Genomic DNA, 14772 nt, shown 5'->3' on the forward strand with positions numbered 1-14772 from the left:
CCGCCGGGATCGCTATATTGCCCCACCGCGGGGCCCTCGGCAACCGCGCCCCCCCCCCCCCACCCCCCCACCCCCCGGCCCCCCCCCCCGCCGGGGCCGCCCCCCCGGGGGGGGGGGCGCCCGGCCCTTTCGGTGTGTGGGCGCGGGTGTGGGCGCGGGTGGGGCTCAGCGGGAGGCGAAGGGGGCGTCGGTCGGGACGATCTCGCGGCCGAGCGGGAGCAGGGCGAGCGGGACCATCTTGAAGTTCGCGATGCCGAACGGGATGCCGATGATCGTGACGCACAGCGCGAGGCCGGTGACGATGTGCCCCAGCGCGAGCCACCAGCCCGCGAGGACCAGCCACAGGACGTTGCCGACGCAGGACGGGGCGCCCGCGTCCCGACGCTCGACCGTGGTGTACCCGAAGGGCCACAGGGCGTAGATCGCGATCCGGAACGCGGCTATGCCGAAGGGGATGCCGATGATCGTGATGCAGAGGACCAGGCCGGCCAGGGCGTAGCCCATGCAGAGCCAGAAGCCGCTCAGCACGAGCCAAATGACGTTCAGGATGGTTTTCACTGCTGACGGCCTGCCATCTGTTCGAGCCGGGCGATGCGCTCGGCCATCGGGGGGTGGGTCGAGAACATCTTCGACATTCCTTCGCCCGGACGGAAGGGGTTGGCGATCATCATGTGGCTCGCGGTCTCCAGCCGGGGCTCGGGGGGCAGCGGGAGCTGCTTGGTCCCCGCGTCGAGCTTGCGCAGGGCGCTCGCGAGGGCCAGCGGATCGCCGGTGAGCTGGGCCCCGGAGGCGTCCGCCTCGTATTCGCGGGAGCGGCTGATGGCCAGCTGGATCACGGACGCGGCGACCGGGCCGAGGATCATGATCAACAGCATGCCGATCAGGCCCGGGCCCTCGTTGTCGTTGGACCGGCCGACCGGGATCAGCCAGGCGAAGTTCACCAGGAACATGATCACCGAGGCGAGGGCTCCGGCGACCGAGGAGATCAGGATGTCCCGGTTGTAGACGTGGCTCAGCTCGTGGCCGATGACCCCGCGCAGCTCGCGCTCGTCGAGGATGCGCAGGATGCCTTCGGTGCAGCAGACGGCGGCGTTGCGCGGGTTGCGGCCGGTGGCGAAGGCGTTGGGGGCCTCGGTCGGGGAGATGTAGAGGCGGGGCATGGGCTGGCGCGCGGAGGTCGAGAGCTCGCGCACCATCCGGTAGAGCTCGGGCGCCTCGAACTCGCTGACCGGGCGGGCGCGCATCGCGCGTAGAGCCAGCTTGTCGCTGTTCCAGTACGCGTACGCATTGGTCCCGAGGGCGACGACGACCGCCACGACGAGGCCGGTCCGGCCGAAGAAACTACCGATGACGATGATGAGTGCCGACAGCCCGCCGAGGAGTACGGCGGTCTTCAGCCCGTTGTGCCGGCGGTGCACGGTACGCCCTCCAAGTGGTGCGGCAGGGGACCCGTCCAGGATCGGTGGATCAATGGATCTGTGAGCTGCTGTGAGCTCTGAGCTGCGATCTGTGGAGATGTGATCTGTGGATCTTTCGGATCGGCGGATCCGAGGGTCTCCGGTCCAGTGGACCCTTCCTCCCTGGTCAACGCCAGGCGGGCGCGACGGGTTCCCGCCGCGGCCCCGGGCGGGGGCGGGGGCGGGCCGGGCGGCGGCCGGGGGCGGGCCGCCGGGCGGGCGTTACTCCGTACGGGTTACTGCGGGAACAGTGCGGTGGATGCGAAACGTAGTACCAGCTGAGGGGCGCCCGACAACACAAGAGCGACAGCAGCGGTGAGGGCGATGGCCGCGACGACGGGCAGCGGGGCCTTGGGGCGGGATGCAGCCGGGGCCACCGGGTCCGGAGCGGCCGACGCGGAGTCCGCGTCCGGGGAGCGGAAGAGCAGCGCCGTCCACTGGAGGTAGTAGTAGAGCGCCACGACGACGTTCACCGCCATGACGACCGCGAGCCAGCCCAGCCCGGCGTCCACGGCCGAGCGGAAGACGGTGACCTTGGCGAAGAGGCCGATGATGCCCGGGGGCAGGCCCGCCAGGCACAGCAGGAAGAAGGCCAGCGACAGGGCGGCGAAGGGCCGCGTCGCGTACAGGCCGCGGTAGTCGCTGATCCGGCCCAGCGGGCTCGTACGGGCCACCAGGGCGGCCACGGCGAAGGCGCCCAGGTTCACGGCGGCGTACATCAGGGCGTAGGCGACGGTGGAGCCGATCTGCTCCCGGCCCGCGTGTGCCGCGGCCGCGATGGGGACCAGCAGGTAGCCGGCCTGGCCGACCGAGGACCAGGCCAGCAGGCGGACGGCGCTGTGCGCGCGGTCCTTGGCCTGGCGCAGCGCGGCGGCGTTGCCCAGGGTCATGGTGAGCGCGGCCAGCACCGCCAGGGCCGGGCCCCAGACGTCGGAGTACGCCGGGAAGGCGATCACGGTGACGAGGATGAGGCCGGTGAAGCCGACCGCCTTGCCGATGACCGAGAGGTAGGCGGCGATGGGCAGCGGGGCGCCGACATAGGTGTCGGGCACCCAGAAGTGGAAGGGCACGGCGGCCGTCTTGAAGGCGAAGCCGACGAGGGTGAGCGCGACACCCGCCATGGCCAGGGTGTCGAGTTGTCCGGGGACGTGCTGGAGGCCGTCCGCGACCCGGTTCAGGTGCAGGCTGCCCGTCGCGGCGTAGACGAAGCTGACACCGAGCAGGGAGACGGCGGTCGCCGTCACCGAGGACAGGAAGAACTTGAGGGCGGCCTCGGAGGAGAGCCGGTCGCCCCGACGCAGGCCGACCAGCGCGAAGGCGGGCAGCGAGGCGACCTCCAGGGCGATGATCAGGGTCGCCAGGTCACGGGCGGCGGGCAGCAGGGCCGCACCCGCGGCGGAGGAGAGCAGCAGGAACCAGAACTCCCCGGCGGGCAGCCGGCCCTCCTCGACGGCCGTGACCGACAGCAGGGCGGTGACCAGGGCGCCGCCGAGCACCAGGAACTGCACGACCAGCGTGAAGTGGTCGGCGGTGTAGCTGCAGGCGCCCGCGTCGCCGATGAGGCAGAAGGTGGCCCGGTCCCCGGCGCGCAGCGGCAGCAGGGCGAGGGTGGCGACGGCCAGGCCCGCGACGGCGCTCCAGCCGAGGAGCGACTTCTTCCGCTCGGGCACGAAGAGGTCGGCGACCAGGATGACGAGCCCGACGGCGGCCGCGATGACCACCGGCGCGATCGCGAGCCAGTCGACGGACTGGACCAGACTGGCCGCGCCCGGCTGCGGGGCGGCGGCCGTGCCGGCCGCGGTGGCCGCGGTGGCCGCGGTGGCCGCGTACAGGGCCGTCATGAGTTGCCTCCTGCGAGGAGCTTCTGGACGGCCGGGTCGGTGAGGCCGAGGAGGACTGCGGGCCACAGGCCGGCAAGGACGGTGAGGGCGGCGAGCGGGGTCCAGGCCGCGAACTCGTAGCGCTGGATGTCGGCCACGGCGAGCGGGGCCTGGTCCGCGGGGCGGGCCAGCGGGTCGCCCATGCAGATGCGCCGTACGACGACCAGCATGTAGGCGGCGGTGAGCAGGGTGCCGAAGGCGCCGATCGCCATGAAGGTGAGGAAGGCGGGCCGGGACAGCCCCGCGGCCGGGTCGAAGGCGCCGAACAGGGTCAGCATCTCGCCCCAGAAGCCGGCGAGGCCGGGCAGCCCGAGGGAGGCCACGGCGGCGAAGGCCAGGAGTGCGCCGAAGCGGGGGGCGCGGCCGTAGAGGGCCGCGCCGGTGGCACCGGCGAGGGTGTCGAGGTCGCTCGTGCCGTAGCGGTCCTTGAGCGCGCCGACGAGGAAGAAGAGGAGGCCGGTGATCAGGCCGTGGGCGATGTTGGCGAAGAGAGCGCCGTTGACCCCCGTCGGCGTCATCGTCGCGATGCCGAGGAGCACGAAGCCCATGTGGCCGACCGAGGAGTAGGCGATCAGGCGCTTGAGGTCGCCCTTGGCACCCTTGCGGGCCAGCGCGAGGCAGGCCAGCGATCCGTAGACGATGCCGATGACGGCGAGGGCGGCCAGGTAGGGCGCGAAGGTGTGCATGCCGTCGGGTGCGACGGGCAGCAGGATGCGGACGAACCCGTAGGTGCCCATCTTCAGCATGACGCCGGCCAGCAGCACGGAGCCGACCGTCGGGGCGGCCGTGTGCGCGTCCGGGAGCCAGCTGTGCAGCGGCCACATCGGGGTCTTCACGGCGAGCCCGATGCCGATGGTGAGGACGGCGATCAGCTGGGTGGTGTGGGAGAGCCCGCGGCCGTTGTCGGAGGCCAGCGCCACCATGTCGAAGGTGCCGCTGTCGAGCCCGATCAGCAGCAGTCCGAGGAGCATGACCACGGAGCCGAGCAGCGTGTAGAGGATGAACTTCCAGGCGGCGGCCTGCCGCTGCGCACCGCCCCAGCGGGCGATGAGGAAGTACATCGGGATGAGGACCATCTCGAAGGCGAGGAAGAACAGCAGCAGGTCCAGGACGGCGAAGGTCGCGAGGGTGCCGGACTCCAGGACGAGCAGCAGCGCGACGAAGGCCTTCGGGGAGGGGCCCGCGGGGAGCTTGAAGTAGCTGTAGAGCGCGCAGAGGAAGAACAGCAGCGCGGTCATCAGGAGGAGGGGGAGCGAGATGCCGTCGATGCCGAGGTGGATCCGGACGTTCAGGGCCTGGATCCAGCTGATGTCCGTCGTCGCCTGGAAGCGCGACGGGGCGTCGTGGTCGAAGCCCAGGGTGAGGGCGATCGCCGCGGCGAGGATCACGCCGGTCACGCTCACGCCGTGGCGCAGCACGGCCTGTTCGGGGCTGCGTCCCTTGAGCCCGGGCGGGGCCGGGAGCAGCGCCGCAACGGCACCGAGGAGCGGTGCGGCCACGATGAACGCCAGAAGGAACTGCATCACGGATGCGCTGATATCAATCACGGCTGACTCACGGCTCACGATCCGGCGTTGACGTTGGCGAGGACGGCGGTGGCGAGCGCCAGGACCACGGCGCCGGCGAGCAGGGCGCTCAGGTAGCTCTGCACGTTGCCGGTCTGGGCGCGGCGTACGAGGGTGCCGAGCAGCCGGGGGGCACTGCCCGCGCCCCGGACGTAGGTGTCGACGACCTCGCGGTCCAGGAAGCGGACGAGGCTCGCGGCGCCCCGGACGGGGCGGACGAACAGCGCGTCGTAGACCGCGTCCAGGTGGAAGCCGGCGGCCGCGTGGCGGTGCAGGGGGCCCAGGAGCGCCTTGCCGGGATCGGCGGCGGGTGCACCGGCCGGGGCGAGGGAGCGGCCGCGCTGCCACAGGCCGTAGGTGAGCAGCGCGCCGATGACGGCCGCGCCCGTACCGAGGACCACGGTGAGCAGGGTCGGCTTCAGTTCACCGCCGTCGAACCAGTCGGGGAGCGCCCACGCGGCCAGGCCGAAGCCGAGCGAGGGGATGGCGAGCAGCCACAGCACGCCGGTCATGCTGAGCGGGTCCTTGTGGTGCTCGGGGGCGGCCGCGCCCCGGCCGCGGAAGGCCAGCAGCCACAGCCGGGTGGCGTAGGCGGCGGTGAGCAGGGCCGTCAGCACGCCCGCGACCAGGACCAGCCAGCCGGCCGTCGTCGGGGCGTGGGCGGAGTGCCCGGCGGCCGCCTCCTCGGCGGCGACCAGCACGGTCTCCTTCGAGAAGAACCCGGCGAAGGGCGGCACGGCGGCGAGCGCGAGGAGCGCGATCGTCATCGTCCAGAAGGCGTCCGGGATGCGCTTGGCCAGGCCGTCCATCCGGGCCATGGCGGCCAGGGAGTTCGTACCGGCGGCGTGGATGATCACGCCCGCGCCCAGGAACAGCAGCGCCTTGAAGGCGCCGTGCGACAGGAGGTGGAAGACGGCGGCCCCGCGGTCGCCGACGGCCAGGGCCCCGGTCATGTAGCCGAGCTGACCGATCGTGGAGTAGGCGAGCACCCGCTTGATGTCGTCCTGCGCGAGGGCGGCCAGCGCGGAGCCGACCATCGTCACGGCCGCCATCACGGCCATGACCACCATCGCGGCCCGGGAGGCCGTGAAGACGGGCAGCAGGCGCGCGATGAAGTAGATGCCAGCGGCGACCATGGTCGCCGCGTGGATCAGTGCGGAGACGGGCGTGGGACCGGCCATCGCGTCGGGCAGCCACGTGTGCAGCGGGAACTGCGCGGACTTGCCGGCGACTCCGGCGAGCAGGAGCAGCGCGATCAGGGTCGGGTGGTCGAGCCCGCCCGCCGTGACGGCCCCGAGGATCTTGGTGATCCGGAAGGAACCGGCGTCGGCGGCGAGCGCGAACAGGCCGATCAGGAAGGGCACGTCACCGAGCTTGGTGACGAGGAAGGCCTTGAGGGAGGCGGCCCGGGCGGCCTCGGTCTCCCAGTAGTGGCCGACCAGGAAGTACGAGCAGATGCCCATGATCTCCCAGCCCACCAGCAGCACCATCAGGTCGCCGGAGTAGACGACGAGCAGCATGGCGGAGGTGAAGAGCGAGACCAGACCGGCGTAGGAGGGGTAGCGCGGGTCCTCGCGCAGGTACGCCGTCGAGAAGATCTGCACGCAGGTGGCGACGACACCGACGAGGACGGCCGCCAGGACGGCGAAGCCGTCGAGGTGGAGCGCCAGTTCGATCGGCACGGAGCCGGTCGGCGTCAGTTCCGTCGCGGCGTCGATGGCCTGCCCGCCGCCGTGCCGGACGGCGACCAGGACGGCCAGTACGGCGGCGGCCAGCGACGGCAGGACGGCGAGCGGGCGGACGAATCCGGGGGCCTTGCGGCCGAGGAGCAGTCCGGCCAGCGCGCCCAGGAAGGGCAGCAGCGGGACGAGGACGGCGAGGGTCGTGGTGCTCACGCGGTGACCTCGCTCTGGCTGTTCGGGGCGCCGGGTGCGGTCCGGGCTTCGTGGGCGGCCGTCGGCTCCGCGGTGTCACGGAGCCGGTCGACGTCCGCGGTGCCGCGGTTGCGGTAGACCATCAGCACGATGGCCAGGCCGATGCCGATCTCGGCGGCGGCGACGGCGATGGTGAAGAGGGTGAGCGCCTGCCCGGCGTGCAGGCTGTCGCGCAGCCAGACGTCGAAGGCCACCAGGTTGAGGTTGACCGCGTTGAGCATCAGCTCGACGGACATCAGGACCAGGATGGCGTTGCGCCGGGCCAGCACTCCGTACAGGCCGGTGCAGAAGAGGAGCGCCGCCAGTACGGCGGGATAGGCGAGGTGCATCAGCGCTGCCGCTCCTTGTCTTCGGTGCCGCCGGCCGGGTCGGATGCCTGGTCGGATGCCTGGTCCGCGGCCGGGTCGGACTTCCGGGAGAGCACGATCGCGCCGACCAGGGCGGCCAGCAGCAGGACCGACAGCGCCTCGAAGGGCAGCACCCAGTGCTGGAAGAGGAACTCGCCCGACACCTTGGTGGAGCCCTGGGCCGGACCGTCGAGGTCGATCCAGGTGGTGCGGAAGGCGTCGACGACGACCCACACGAGGCACGCGGCGGCGGCCACGGCGACCGCGAGCGCGACCCAGCGGTTGCCGGAGTCGGCGTCCGGGGAGCGGCCGATGGGCGCCTTGGTGAGCATCAGCCCGAAGAGCAGGAGGACGACCACGGAACCGACGTAGATCAGCACCTGGACCCAGGCGATGAACTCGGCGGTGAGCAGCAGGTACTCGACGGCGATCCCGCCGAGGGCGACGACCAGCCAGAGGGCGGCGTGCACGAGCTGCTTGGTCGTGACCGTGATGAGGGCCGCGCCGAGGGTGGCGAGGCCGACCAGGACGAAGGCGATCTCGACGCCGGTCGGGGAGAGGAATCCGGGTCCTGCCGCGGTGGCGGCGGCCAGGGTGGCGGCGGGGCTCACGCGTCTGTCTCCGGGGTGGTCTCGGGCGGCGTCGCAGCGGCCTCGGCCGCTGCCGCCGCGGCGGCCTCGGCCTTCTCGACGGCCTTGCGGGCGGCCGCGATCTCCTTGGGCTCCTCGGCGGCGGGGTCGAGCGCGGGCGGGGCCGGGACGGTCCACATCCACTCGCGCAGCTTGTCGCGCTCGTGGGTGAGTTCGTGGATGTCCGTTTCCGCGTACTCGAACTCCGGCGACCAGAAGAGGGCGTCGAAGGGGCACACCTCGATGCAGATGCCGCAGTACATGCAGAGCGAGAAGTCGATCGCGAAGCGGTCGAGGACGTTGCGGCTGCGCTCGCGCCCGCCGGGGACGGTCGCGGGGACCGTCTCCTTGTGCGAGTCGATGTAGATGCACCAGTCGGGGCACTCGCGCGCGCACAGCATGCAGACGGTGCAGTTCTCCTCGAAGAGCCCGATGACCCCGCGCGAGCGCGGCGGCAGTGCGGGCTGGACCTCGGGGTACTGGGCCGTGTGCGAGCGCTTGACCATCGTGCGCAGCGTGACGGCGAGGCCCTTGGCGAGGCCGGATCCGGGGACGGGAGACATTACTGGATCGCCACCTTCACGATGCCGGTGAGCGCGATCTGGGCGAGCGCGAGCGGGATGAGTACGGTCCAGGCGAGCTTCTGGAGCTGGTCCTCGCGCAGCCGCGGGTAGGTCACGCGCAGCCAGATCACGACGAAGGCGAGGACGGCGACCTTGAGCAGGGTCCAGACCCAGCCGAGGTCGTCACCGCCGAAGGGGCCGTGCCAGCCACCCAGGAAGAGGACGGTGGTCAGTCCGCACAGGACGACGATGCCCGCGTACTCGGAGAGGAGGAAGAGGGCGAAGCGCAGTCCGGTGTACTCGGTGTACGCGCCGAAGATGATCTCGGAGTCGGCCACGGGCATGTCGAACGGCGGCCGCTGGAGTTCGGCGAGGCCGGCGGTGAAGAAGACCACGGCGCCGACGATCTGCCAGGGCAGCCACCACCACTCGAAGGCCCCGACGATGCCGGTCAGGGACACGGTCCCGGCGGCCATCGCGACGGAGGCGGCGGCGAGCAGCATCGGCAGCTCGTACGCGAGCAGCTGGGCGGCCGTGCGCAGACCGCCGAGCAGCGAGAACTTGTTGGCGGAGGCCCAGCCGGCCATGAGGCTGCCGAGGACGCCGATGCCCATGACCGCGAGCGCGAAGAAGACCCCCGCGTCGATGACCTGGCCGACCGCCCCGTCGCCCGGGCCGATGGGGATGGCGAGGAGGACGAGGAGGTAGGGCAGCAGCGCGACGGCGGGCGCGAGCTGGAAGATCCGCCGGTCGGCGTTGGCCGGGACGATGTCCTCCTTCTGCGCGAACTTCACGCCGTCGGCGACGAGCTGGGCCCAGCCGTGGAAGCCGCCCGCGTACATGGGGCCGAGGCGGCCCTGCATGTGGGCCATCACCTTGTGCTCGGCCTGCCCGACGACGAGGGGCAGGACCAGGAAGCAGACGAAGACGACGATCAGTCGCAGGGCGACGTCGAGGACGTCGTTCACGCGGGACCTCCTGCGGAGGGCTCAGTGGGATCCGGGGCCGGGGTCCTGGTCGGCTCGGCCGACTCCGCCCGGCCCGTACCCGCTTCGCCTCCGGCGGGGGCAGCGGGGTCCGGCTCGGCCGCTTCGCCTCCGGCGGGGGCGGCGGGGTCCGGCTCGGCGGGTCCGCCCGGCACGGCGGACTCCGGCGCGGGCGCGGGCGCCGGTACGGGCTCGGGTGCGGGCGCCGGTACGGGCTCGGGTGCGGCCGAGGTCGTGGCCGGTGCGGCCGGAGCCGGCTCGGCCGGAGCCGTGGCCGGGGTGACCGGGGTGGCCGGGGTGACCGGGGTGACCGGGGTCCCGGTCTGCTCGGCCGGGGGCGATGCGGTCGGCTCGGGGGTGAAGGCGGGCTTCGGGTCGTGCCAGGGGGCGTCCGAGCTGCGCGGGGCGGCGCGGCGGGGCGCGGGTGCCGGGGCGTCCGGGGCCGGGGACGCGGGGGTGTTCTCCGCCGGCGTCTGGCTCGCCGAGCCGTCGGACACCGAGCGGGTGCGACGGGCCGGGCGCACCGGTGCCGGGGTGTCCGCGTCGGGCGCCGGGGACCCGGGGGTCGCCTCCGTCGCCTGGCTCGCCGAGCCGTCCGTCACCGAGCGCGCCCGGCGGACCGGGGCGCCCTCGCGGGCCGCTCCTGCCGCGCGGGCGGGGCCGGCTCCGGCCGCGCGGGGGGTGCGGGCCGGGCGGGTGGGGGCCGGGGGGAGCTGGCCCTTCAGGGGGCCCCACTCGTTCGGGTCCGGCACGCCCGGGGGAAGCATCTGGCGGCGCTTCGGACCGTCGGGGTCCGCGCCTTCGCCCGGTTCCTTGGCCCCGGGCCAGGCCTTGGCGACCCGCGCGGCCAGGACGAAGTCCTTGCGCAGCGGGTGGCCCTCGAAGTTCTCGGGGAGGAGCAGCGGGACCAGGTTCGGGTGGTCCGTGAAGGTCACGCCGAACATCTCGAACGTCTCGCGCTCGTGCCACGCCGCGCCCGCGTACACCGCGACCGCGGACGGCAGCGAAGCCGCCGCGTGCGCGACGGTGGTGCGCAGCAGCAGGCGACGTACGCGGTGGTTCTCCAGCGCCACGACGTGCGCGCAGATCCGGAAGCCGGTGCCCGGCTCGTCGACGGCGCTCAGCCAGTCGAAGTAGGTGCAGCCCAGTTTGTCGCGCGCGATCTCCAGCGCGGGGATCCAGCTGCCGACGGGCACGTCGACCGTCAGGACGTCGTAGGCGTAGGACCCGAGGGCCTCCTCGCCGAAGATCTGCGGGGCGCCCTCGGGGAGGGTCTCGTAGAGGTTCATGCGCGGCTCTCCTCCGTCGGGAGGACCGGAGGCGTGACCAGACCGCTCGTCAGCTGGGCCACGGACGGCCCCTGCGCATAGCGCTCCGCGAGCGATTCGCGGGCGATCTTCTCCTGGAGCTTGAGGATGCCCTGCAGCAGCGCTTCGGGCCGGGGCGGGCAGCCGGGTACGTACACGTCGACCGGAATGATCTGGTCCACGCCCTTCGTCACGGAGTACGAGTCCCAGTACGGCCCGCCGCAGTTGGAACAGGCGCCGAAGGAGATGACGTACTTCGGCTCCGGCATCTGCTCGTACAGCCGCTTGACGGCCGGGGCCATCTTGTCCGTCACCGTGCCCGATACGATCATCAGGTCGGCCTGGCGGGGGCCGGGCGCGAAGGGGATCACGCCCAGCCGGATGAAGTCGTGGCGCGCCATGGACGCGGCGATGAATTCGATGGCGCAGCAGGCCAGTCCGAAGTTGAAGACCCACAGGCTGTAGCGGCGGCCCCAGTTCAGGACCACCTTCATCGGCTCGGGGGCCAGGCGGGAGAGCACGCCCAGGCGCTTCGGTTCCGGGAGCAGCTGGGGCTCGGCCGGTGTCACGCCCATTCGAGGACGCCCTTCTTGTACGCGTAGAGCAGGCCGACGGCCAGGAAGCCCAGGAAGATGAACATCTCCACGAGCGTCGTGGCCCCGTAACCCGCGGCGGCGAACACGGTCGCCCAGGGGAAGAGGAAGATCGAGTCGACGGCGAAGACGACGTAGAGGAACGCGTAGACGTAGTAGCGGACCTGGGTGTGCGCCCAGCCCTCGCCGACGGGGTCCACGCCGCACTCGTACGTCAGCAGCTTCTCCGGGGTCGGCACGGACGGGCGCAGCAAGCGGCCCGCGCCGAAGGCGACGGCCACGAAGAGCACGCCCAGGGCGGCGAGCAGCCCGACGACCGAATAACTCCGGAAATAGTCGGCTGCGAGCACGGTCACGGCCATCGGTACCGCGGGTTCGGGCACGTCCGCTCCTCGCTCCCGGTCACTGTCGATGATCTGTTACGCACGGGAGTCTAGGGCCTGGCCTCACAGGGTGGGGTTATCCCCCGTTCACTCCCCCCGGTCCCCCCATGGCACCGGCGGGCCGCGCTTGACACGCTGTGGGGCATGACCGCGAACACCCGCACCACTCCGGCCGCCGACGAAGACCGTCCCCCGCCGGTCCGCCCCGCGCTCGGACGCGAGACCTGGGGGGAGGTCGCCCACCTCCTGCTGAACCTGCCGACGACGATCGTCGGATTTGTTTACACGGTGTTCATGGTGTCCATGGGCGGCGGGCTGGCGGTCACCGCGATGGGACTGCCGCTGCTCGCCTGCGGCCTGATCGGATCGCGCTGGCTGGGGCGCACCGAACGCGCCCGGGCGCGGGCCCTGCTGGGCATGCGGGTGGACGAACCGACCCCGATCCCCGGTCCGAAGCGCTCCGGGGGGTTCTTCCCGTGGCTGTGGTCGAGCCTCAAGGACCCGGTGGGCTGGCGGACCTCGCTGTACGGGCTGATCCGGCTGCCGTGGGGGGTGCTGACCTTCACGATCACGCTGGTCGGCCTGTTCGTGCTGTGGCCCGTGCTCCCGTACCTGACGCGCGCCATGACCCAGCTGGACCGCGCGATGGTACGGGGCCTGCTCTCGCCCGTGGACGAGCTGGAGCGGCGCATCGCCGAGCTGGAGTCGGACCGCGGGGTGGTCGTGGACACCGCGGCCGCCGACCTGCGGCGCATCGAACGGGACCTGCACGACGGCGCGCAGGCCCGACTGGTCGCGCTGGCGATGGGGCTGGGCCTGGCCAAGGAGAAGCTGCTGGAGGACCCGCAGGCCGCCGCCGCGATGGTGGACGAGGCGCACGGCGAGGTGAAGATCGCCCTCCAGGAGCTGCGGGACCTCGCCCGCGGGATCCATCCGGCGGTGCTCACCGACCGCGGGCTCGACGCGGCCCTGTCCTCGGTGGCCTCGCGGTGCCTGGTGCCGGTGAAGGTGGACGTGGACCTCGCCGAGCGCCCGGCGGAGGCGATCGAGGGGATCGCGTACTTCACCGTCTCCGAGCTGCTCCAGAACGTCAGCAAGCACGCGCGGGCGCGGCTCGCGAGCGTCGAGGTGTGGCGGGCCGGGAACCGGCTGCTGATCCGGGTCTCGGACGACGGGATCGGCGGGGCGGAGATCTCCGGCGGCGGCGGGACCGGCATGGCCGGGCTGGCGGAGCGGCTGGGGGCCGTGGACGGCGTGTTCGTCGTGGAGTCCCCGCAGGGCGGCGGGACCGTGGTGACGGCGGAACTGCCGTGGCGGCCGCGGGGCGTCTGACGCACCGCGCACACCGGTACGCGGCCCCCGCGCTTACGGGGCTCACGGGGCCTTCCGCAGCGGCGGGAGGCCCCGCCGGCGTGCCGGGGCCCGCCGCCCCGGCACGGGCCGGGCGCCCAGGGGGTGTCCGGTGGGGATAACCCCCCTGTGGGGACGCCGACGTACCGGATGGTCGCGCGGGGCGGGACGCGACAGGGTGGGGGAAGTCGGCAGGCACAGGTATAGGCACCGGCACAGGCACAGGCACAGGGACGGGACGGGACGGGATCATGGCGATCGGCTACGGCACGGGCTACGGCACGAGCGGGAACGGTGCGGCGAGGCGGGCGCCCTCGCTGCTCACGGCGCCCTTCGCGGGACGGACCTGGCGCGAGTTCGGGCACCTGTTGCTCGGGCTGCCGCTGAGCACCCTGTACTTCTCGCTCGTCATCACCGGCATCTCCCTGGGGGCCGGGCTGCTGGTCACCTTCATCGGTGTGCCCGTACTGGCGGGCGTACTGGCCATGGCCCGCCAGTTCGGGCACCTGGAGCGGTCCCGGGCGCGGGTCCTGCTCGGGATGGACATCGGCGACCCGGCGCCGGTGCGGGTCAAGGAGGGCGGCGGCGTGCTGGCCGCCACGGGCGCGGTGCTCAAGAGCGGGAGCGCCTGGCGGCACGCCCTGTACTCGGTGATCCACTTCCCGTGGGCGATCTTCAGCTTCACCCTGGCGCTGACCCTGTGGACCTACGGCTGGTCGATGCTGCTCTACCCGCTCTGGTTCTGGGTCTTCCCCGCCTTCACCGACCAGCCCGGCCTGCAGCTCTTCCAGAACGGTGACCACTACACCTTCTACCTGGACTCGCCGCTGCTGATCGTCCTCGCCTCGGTGGTCGGGCTCCTCTTCACCCTGGCCACCCCGTGGGTGATCCACGCCCTGGCGACCGTCGACCGGGTGCTGATCGGCGGGCTGCTCGGCCCGTCCCGGCTGGACCACCGGGTCATCGAGCTGGAGTCGGACCGCGGGGTGGTCGTGGACACCGCGGCCGCCGACCTGCGGCGCATCGAACGGGACCTGCACGACGGCGCGCAGGCCCGACTGGTCGCCCTGGCGATGGACCTGGGCCTGGCCAAGGAGAAGCTGCTGGAGGACCCGCAGGCCGCCGCCCGCATGGTGGACGAGGCACACGGCGAGGTGAAGATCGCCCTCCAGGAACTGCGGGACCTCGCCCGGGGCATCCACCCCGCGGTGCTCACCGACCGCGGGCTCGACGCGGCCCTGTCCTCGGTGGCCTCGCGGTGCGCCGTCCCGGTCCGGGTGCAGGTGGAGCTGCCGGGGCGGCCCGTGGCCGCGATCGAGGGGATCGCGTACTTCACCGTCTCCGAGCTGCTCCAGAACGTCAGCAAGCACGCGCGGGCCGGCGTGGCCAGCGTGGACGTGTGGAAGTCCGGGGACCGGCTGCTGATCCAGGTCGCCGACGACGGGTGCGGTGGGGCGAGCACGGCTGCGGGGGGTGGGCTCGCGGGGTTGGCGGAGCGGCTGGACGCGGTGGACGGCGTCCTGGTCGTCGACTCCCCCGTCGACGGGGGCACGACGGTGACGGCGGAACTCCCCTGGCGCGTCTGAGCCCTTCGGCTCCGCCGGGGCGACCCGGCTCGGCCGAATCCAGCCTCGCCAGCGATTGAGGCGCGGGTCCGGGCCTGGCCCACTCCAGCCTCGCCGGCGTTTGAGGCGCGGGGCCGGGCGGAGCCCGGGGCGGCCCGCCAGGGCCGTTTCCCCTGCGGGGCTCGGGCGGCGCCCCCCCCCAAACACACCAAC

General features: G+C 72.7%; 14 protein-coding genes. 2 read left to right on the forward strand and 12 right to left on the reverse strand.

The window, feature by feature from the left end; all coding sequences use genetic code 11:
* Window positions 1–165 precede the first annotated feature (165 nt).
* From ACIBEA_RS37525 to ACIBEA_RS37580, 12 genes are all read right to left on the reverse strand, one after another.
* Window positions 166–558 (reverse strand): YccF domain-containing protein, encoded by a 393-nt coding sequence (locus ACIBEA_RS37525; RefSeq protein ID WP_385787720.1) that lies wholly within the window; start codon window positions 556–558, stop codon window positions 166–168.
* Entirely contained in the window at window positions 555–1418 is an 864-nt protein-coding gene (htpX, locus tag ACIBEA_RS37530; RefSeq protein WP_354382722.1) for a zinc metalloprotease HtpX, read from the reverse strand. Before htpX ends, ACIBEA_RS37525 begins: the two co-directional genes overlap by 4 nt.
* Before the next feature lie 275 nt (window positions 1419–1693).
* Complete coding sequence (locus ACIBEA_RS37535) at window positions 1694–3298, reverse strand: NADH-quinone oxidoreductase subunit N (RefSeq protein ID WP_399267687.1); 1605 nt, start codon at window positions 3296–3298, stop codon at window positions 1694–1696.
* On the reverse strand, window positions 3295–4860 hold the full coding sequence (locus tag ACIBEA_RS37540) for a NuoM family protein (RefSeq protein WP_399267793.1): 1566 nt from the start codon (window positions 4858–4860) through the stop codon (window positions 3295–3297). Before ACIBEA_RS37540 ends, ACIBEA_RS37535 begins: the two co-directional genes overlap by 4 nt.
* Before the next feature lie 38 nt (window positions 4861–4898).
* Window positions 4899–6797: an NADH-quinone oxidoreductase subunit L gene (locus ACIBEA_RS37545; RefSeq protein ID WP_399267688.1), complete on the reverse strand. Its 1899-nt coding sequence runs from the start codon at window positions 6795–6797 to the stop codon at window positions 4899–4901.
* Window positions 6794–7165, reverse strand: a complete 372-nt coding sequence (gene nuoK / locus ACIBEA_RS37550) for an NADH-quinone oxidoreductase subunit NuoK (RefSeq protein ID WP_399267689.1) — start codon at window positions 7163–7165, stop codon at window positions 6794–6796. Before nuoK ends, ACIBEA_RS37545 begins: the two co-directional genes overlap by 4 nt.
* Window positions 7165–7794 carry an NADH-quinone oxidoreductase subunit J gene (locus ACIBEA_RS37555; protein WP_399267690.1) on the reverse strand — a complete coding sequence of 210 codons (630 nt, stop codon included), beginning with the start codon at window positions 7792–7794 and terminating at the stop codon, window positions 7165–7167. Before ACIBEA_RS37555 ends, nuoK begins: the two co-directional genes overlap by 1 nt.
* Window positions 7791–8375 carry a NuoI/complex I 23 kDa subunit family protein gene (locus ACIBEA_RS37560; RefSeq protein WP_399267691.1) on the reverse strand — a complete coding sequence of 195 codons (585 nt, stop codon included), beginning with the start codon at window positions 8373–8375 and terminating at the stop codon, window positions 7791–7793. The genes ACIBEA_RS37555 and ACIBEA_RS37560 overlap by 4 nt, the downstream gene beginning before the upstream one ends.
* A complete protein-coding gene (locus ACIBEA_RS37565; protein ID WP_354382717.1) occupies window positions 8375–9343 on the reverse strand; it encodes a complex I subunit 1 family protein in 969 nt (322 codons plus the stop codon). The genes ACIBEA_RS37560 and ACIBEA_RS37565 overlap by 1 nt, the downstream gene beginning before the upstream one ends.
* Window positions 9340–10650 (reverse strand): NADH-quinone oxidoreductase subunit C, encoded by a 1311-nt coding sequence (locus tag ACIBEA_RS37570; protein WP_399267692.1) that lies wholly within the window; start codon window positions 10648–10650, stop codon window positions 9340–9342. The genes ACIBEA_RS37565 and ACIBEA_RS37570 overlap by 4 nt, the downstream gene beginning before the upstream one ends.
* Window positions 10647–11243 carry an NADH-quinone oxidoreductase subunit B gene (locus tag ACIBEA_RS37575; RefSeq protein ID WP_399267693.1) on the reverse strand — a complete coding sequence of 199 codons (597 nt, stop codon included), beginning with the start codon at window positions 11241–11243 and terminating at the stop codon, window positions 10647–10649. The genes ACIBEA_RS37570 and ACIBEA_RS37575 overlap by 4 nt, the downstream gene beginning before the upstream one ends.
* Complete coding sequence (locus ACIBEA_RS37580) at window positions 11234–11623, reverse strand: NADH-quinone oxidoreductase subunit A (RefSeq protein WP_399267795.1); 390 nt, start codon at window positions 11621–11623, stop codon at window positions 11234–11236. Before ACIBEA_RS37580 ends, ACIBEA_RS37575 begins: the two co-directional genes overlap by 10 nt.
* A 165-nt stretch (window positions 11624–11788) precedes the next feature.
* On the opposite strand from ACIBEA_RS37580, the gene ACIBEA_RS37585 reads away from it, so the two are divergent.
* Both ACIBEA_RS37585 and ACIBEA_RS37590 read left to right on the forward strand, forming a co-directional pair.
* Entirely contained in the window at window positions 11789–12976 is a 1188-nt protein-coding gene (locus tag ACIBEA_RS37585) for a sensor histidine kinase (RefSeq protein ID WP_399267695.1), read from the forward strand.
* A 269-nt stretch (window positions 12977–13245) separates the two neighbouring features.
* Complete coding sequence (locus ACIBEA_RS37590) at window positions 13246–14580, forward strand: sensor histidine kinase (RefSeq protein WP_399267697.1); 1335 nt, start codon at window positions 13246–13248, stop codon at window positions 14578–14580.
* The last annotated feature ends 192 nt before the right edge of the window (window positions 14581–14772 follow it).

Origin of the sequence: Streptomyces sp. NPDC051555 (genome assembly GCF_044454405.1) — a bacterium.
In the GTDB taxonomy this organism is placed as follows: Bacteria; Actinomycetota; Actinomycetes; order Streptomycetales; family Streptomycetaceae; genus Streptomyces.

What these genes read in the sequence shown, in the direction of transcription:
- ACIBEA_RS37535 (WP_399267687.1), bottom strand. Translation starts at nt 3,298, where the DNA reads ATGACGGCCCTGTACGCGGCCACCGCGGCCACCGCGGCCACCGCGGCC.
- ACIBEA_RS37540 (WP_399267793.1), bottom strand. Translation starts at nt 4,860, where the DNA reads ATGCAGTTCCTTCTGGCGTTCATCGTGGCCGCACCGCTCCTCGGTGCC.
- nuoK (WP_399267689.1), bottom strand. Translation starts at nt 7,165, where the DNA reads ATGCACCTCGCCTATCCCGCCGTACTGGCGGCGCTCCTCTTCTGCACC.
- ACIBEA_RS37560 (WP_399267691.1), bottom strand. Translation starts at nt 8,375, where the DNA reads ATGTCTCCCGTCCCCGGATCCGGCCTCGCCAAGGGCCTCGCCGTCACG.
- ACIBEA_RS37570 (WP_399267692.1), bottom strand. Translation starts at nt 10,650, where the DNA reads ATGAACCTCTACGAGACCCTCCCCGAGGGCGCCCCGCAGATCTTCGGC.
- ACIBEA_RS37575 (WP_399267693.1), bottom strand. Translation starts at nt 11,243, where the DNA reads ATGGGCGTGACACCGGCCGAGCCCCAGCTGCTCCCGGAACCGAAGCGC.
- ACIBEA_RS37580 (WP_399267795.1), bottom strand. Translation starts at nt 11,623, where the DNA reads ATGGCCGTGACCGTGCTCGCAGCCGACTATTTCCGGAGTTATTCGGTC.
- ACIBEA_RS37585 (WP_399267695.1), top strand. Translation starts at nt 11,789, where the DNA reads ATGACCGCGAACACCCGCACCACTCCGGCCGCCGACGAAGACCGTCCC.
- ACIBEA_RS37590 (WP_399267697.1), top strand. Translation starts at nt 13,246, where the DNA reads ATGGCGATCGGCTACGGCACGGGCTACGGCACGAGCGGGAACGGTGCG.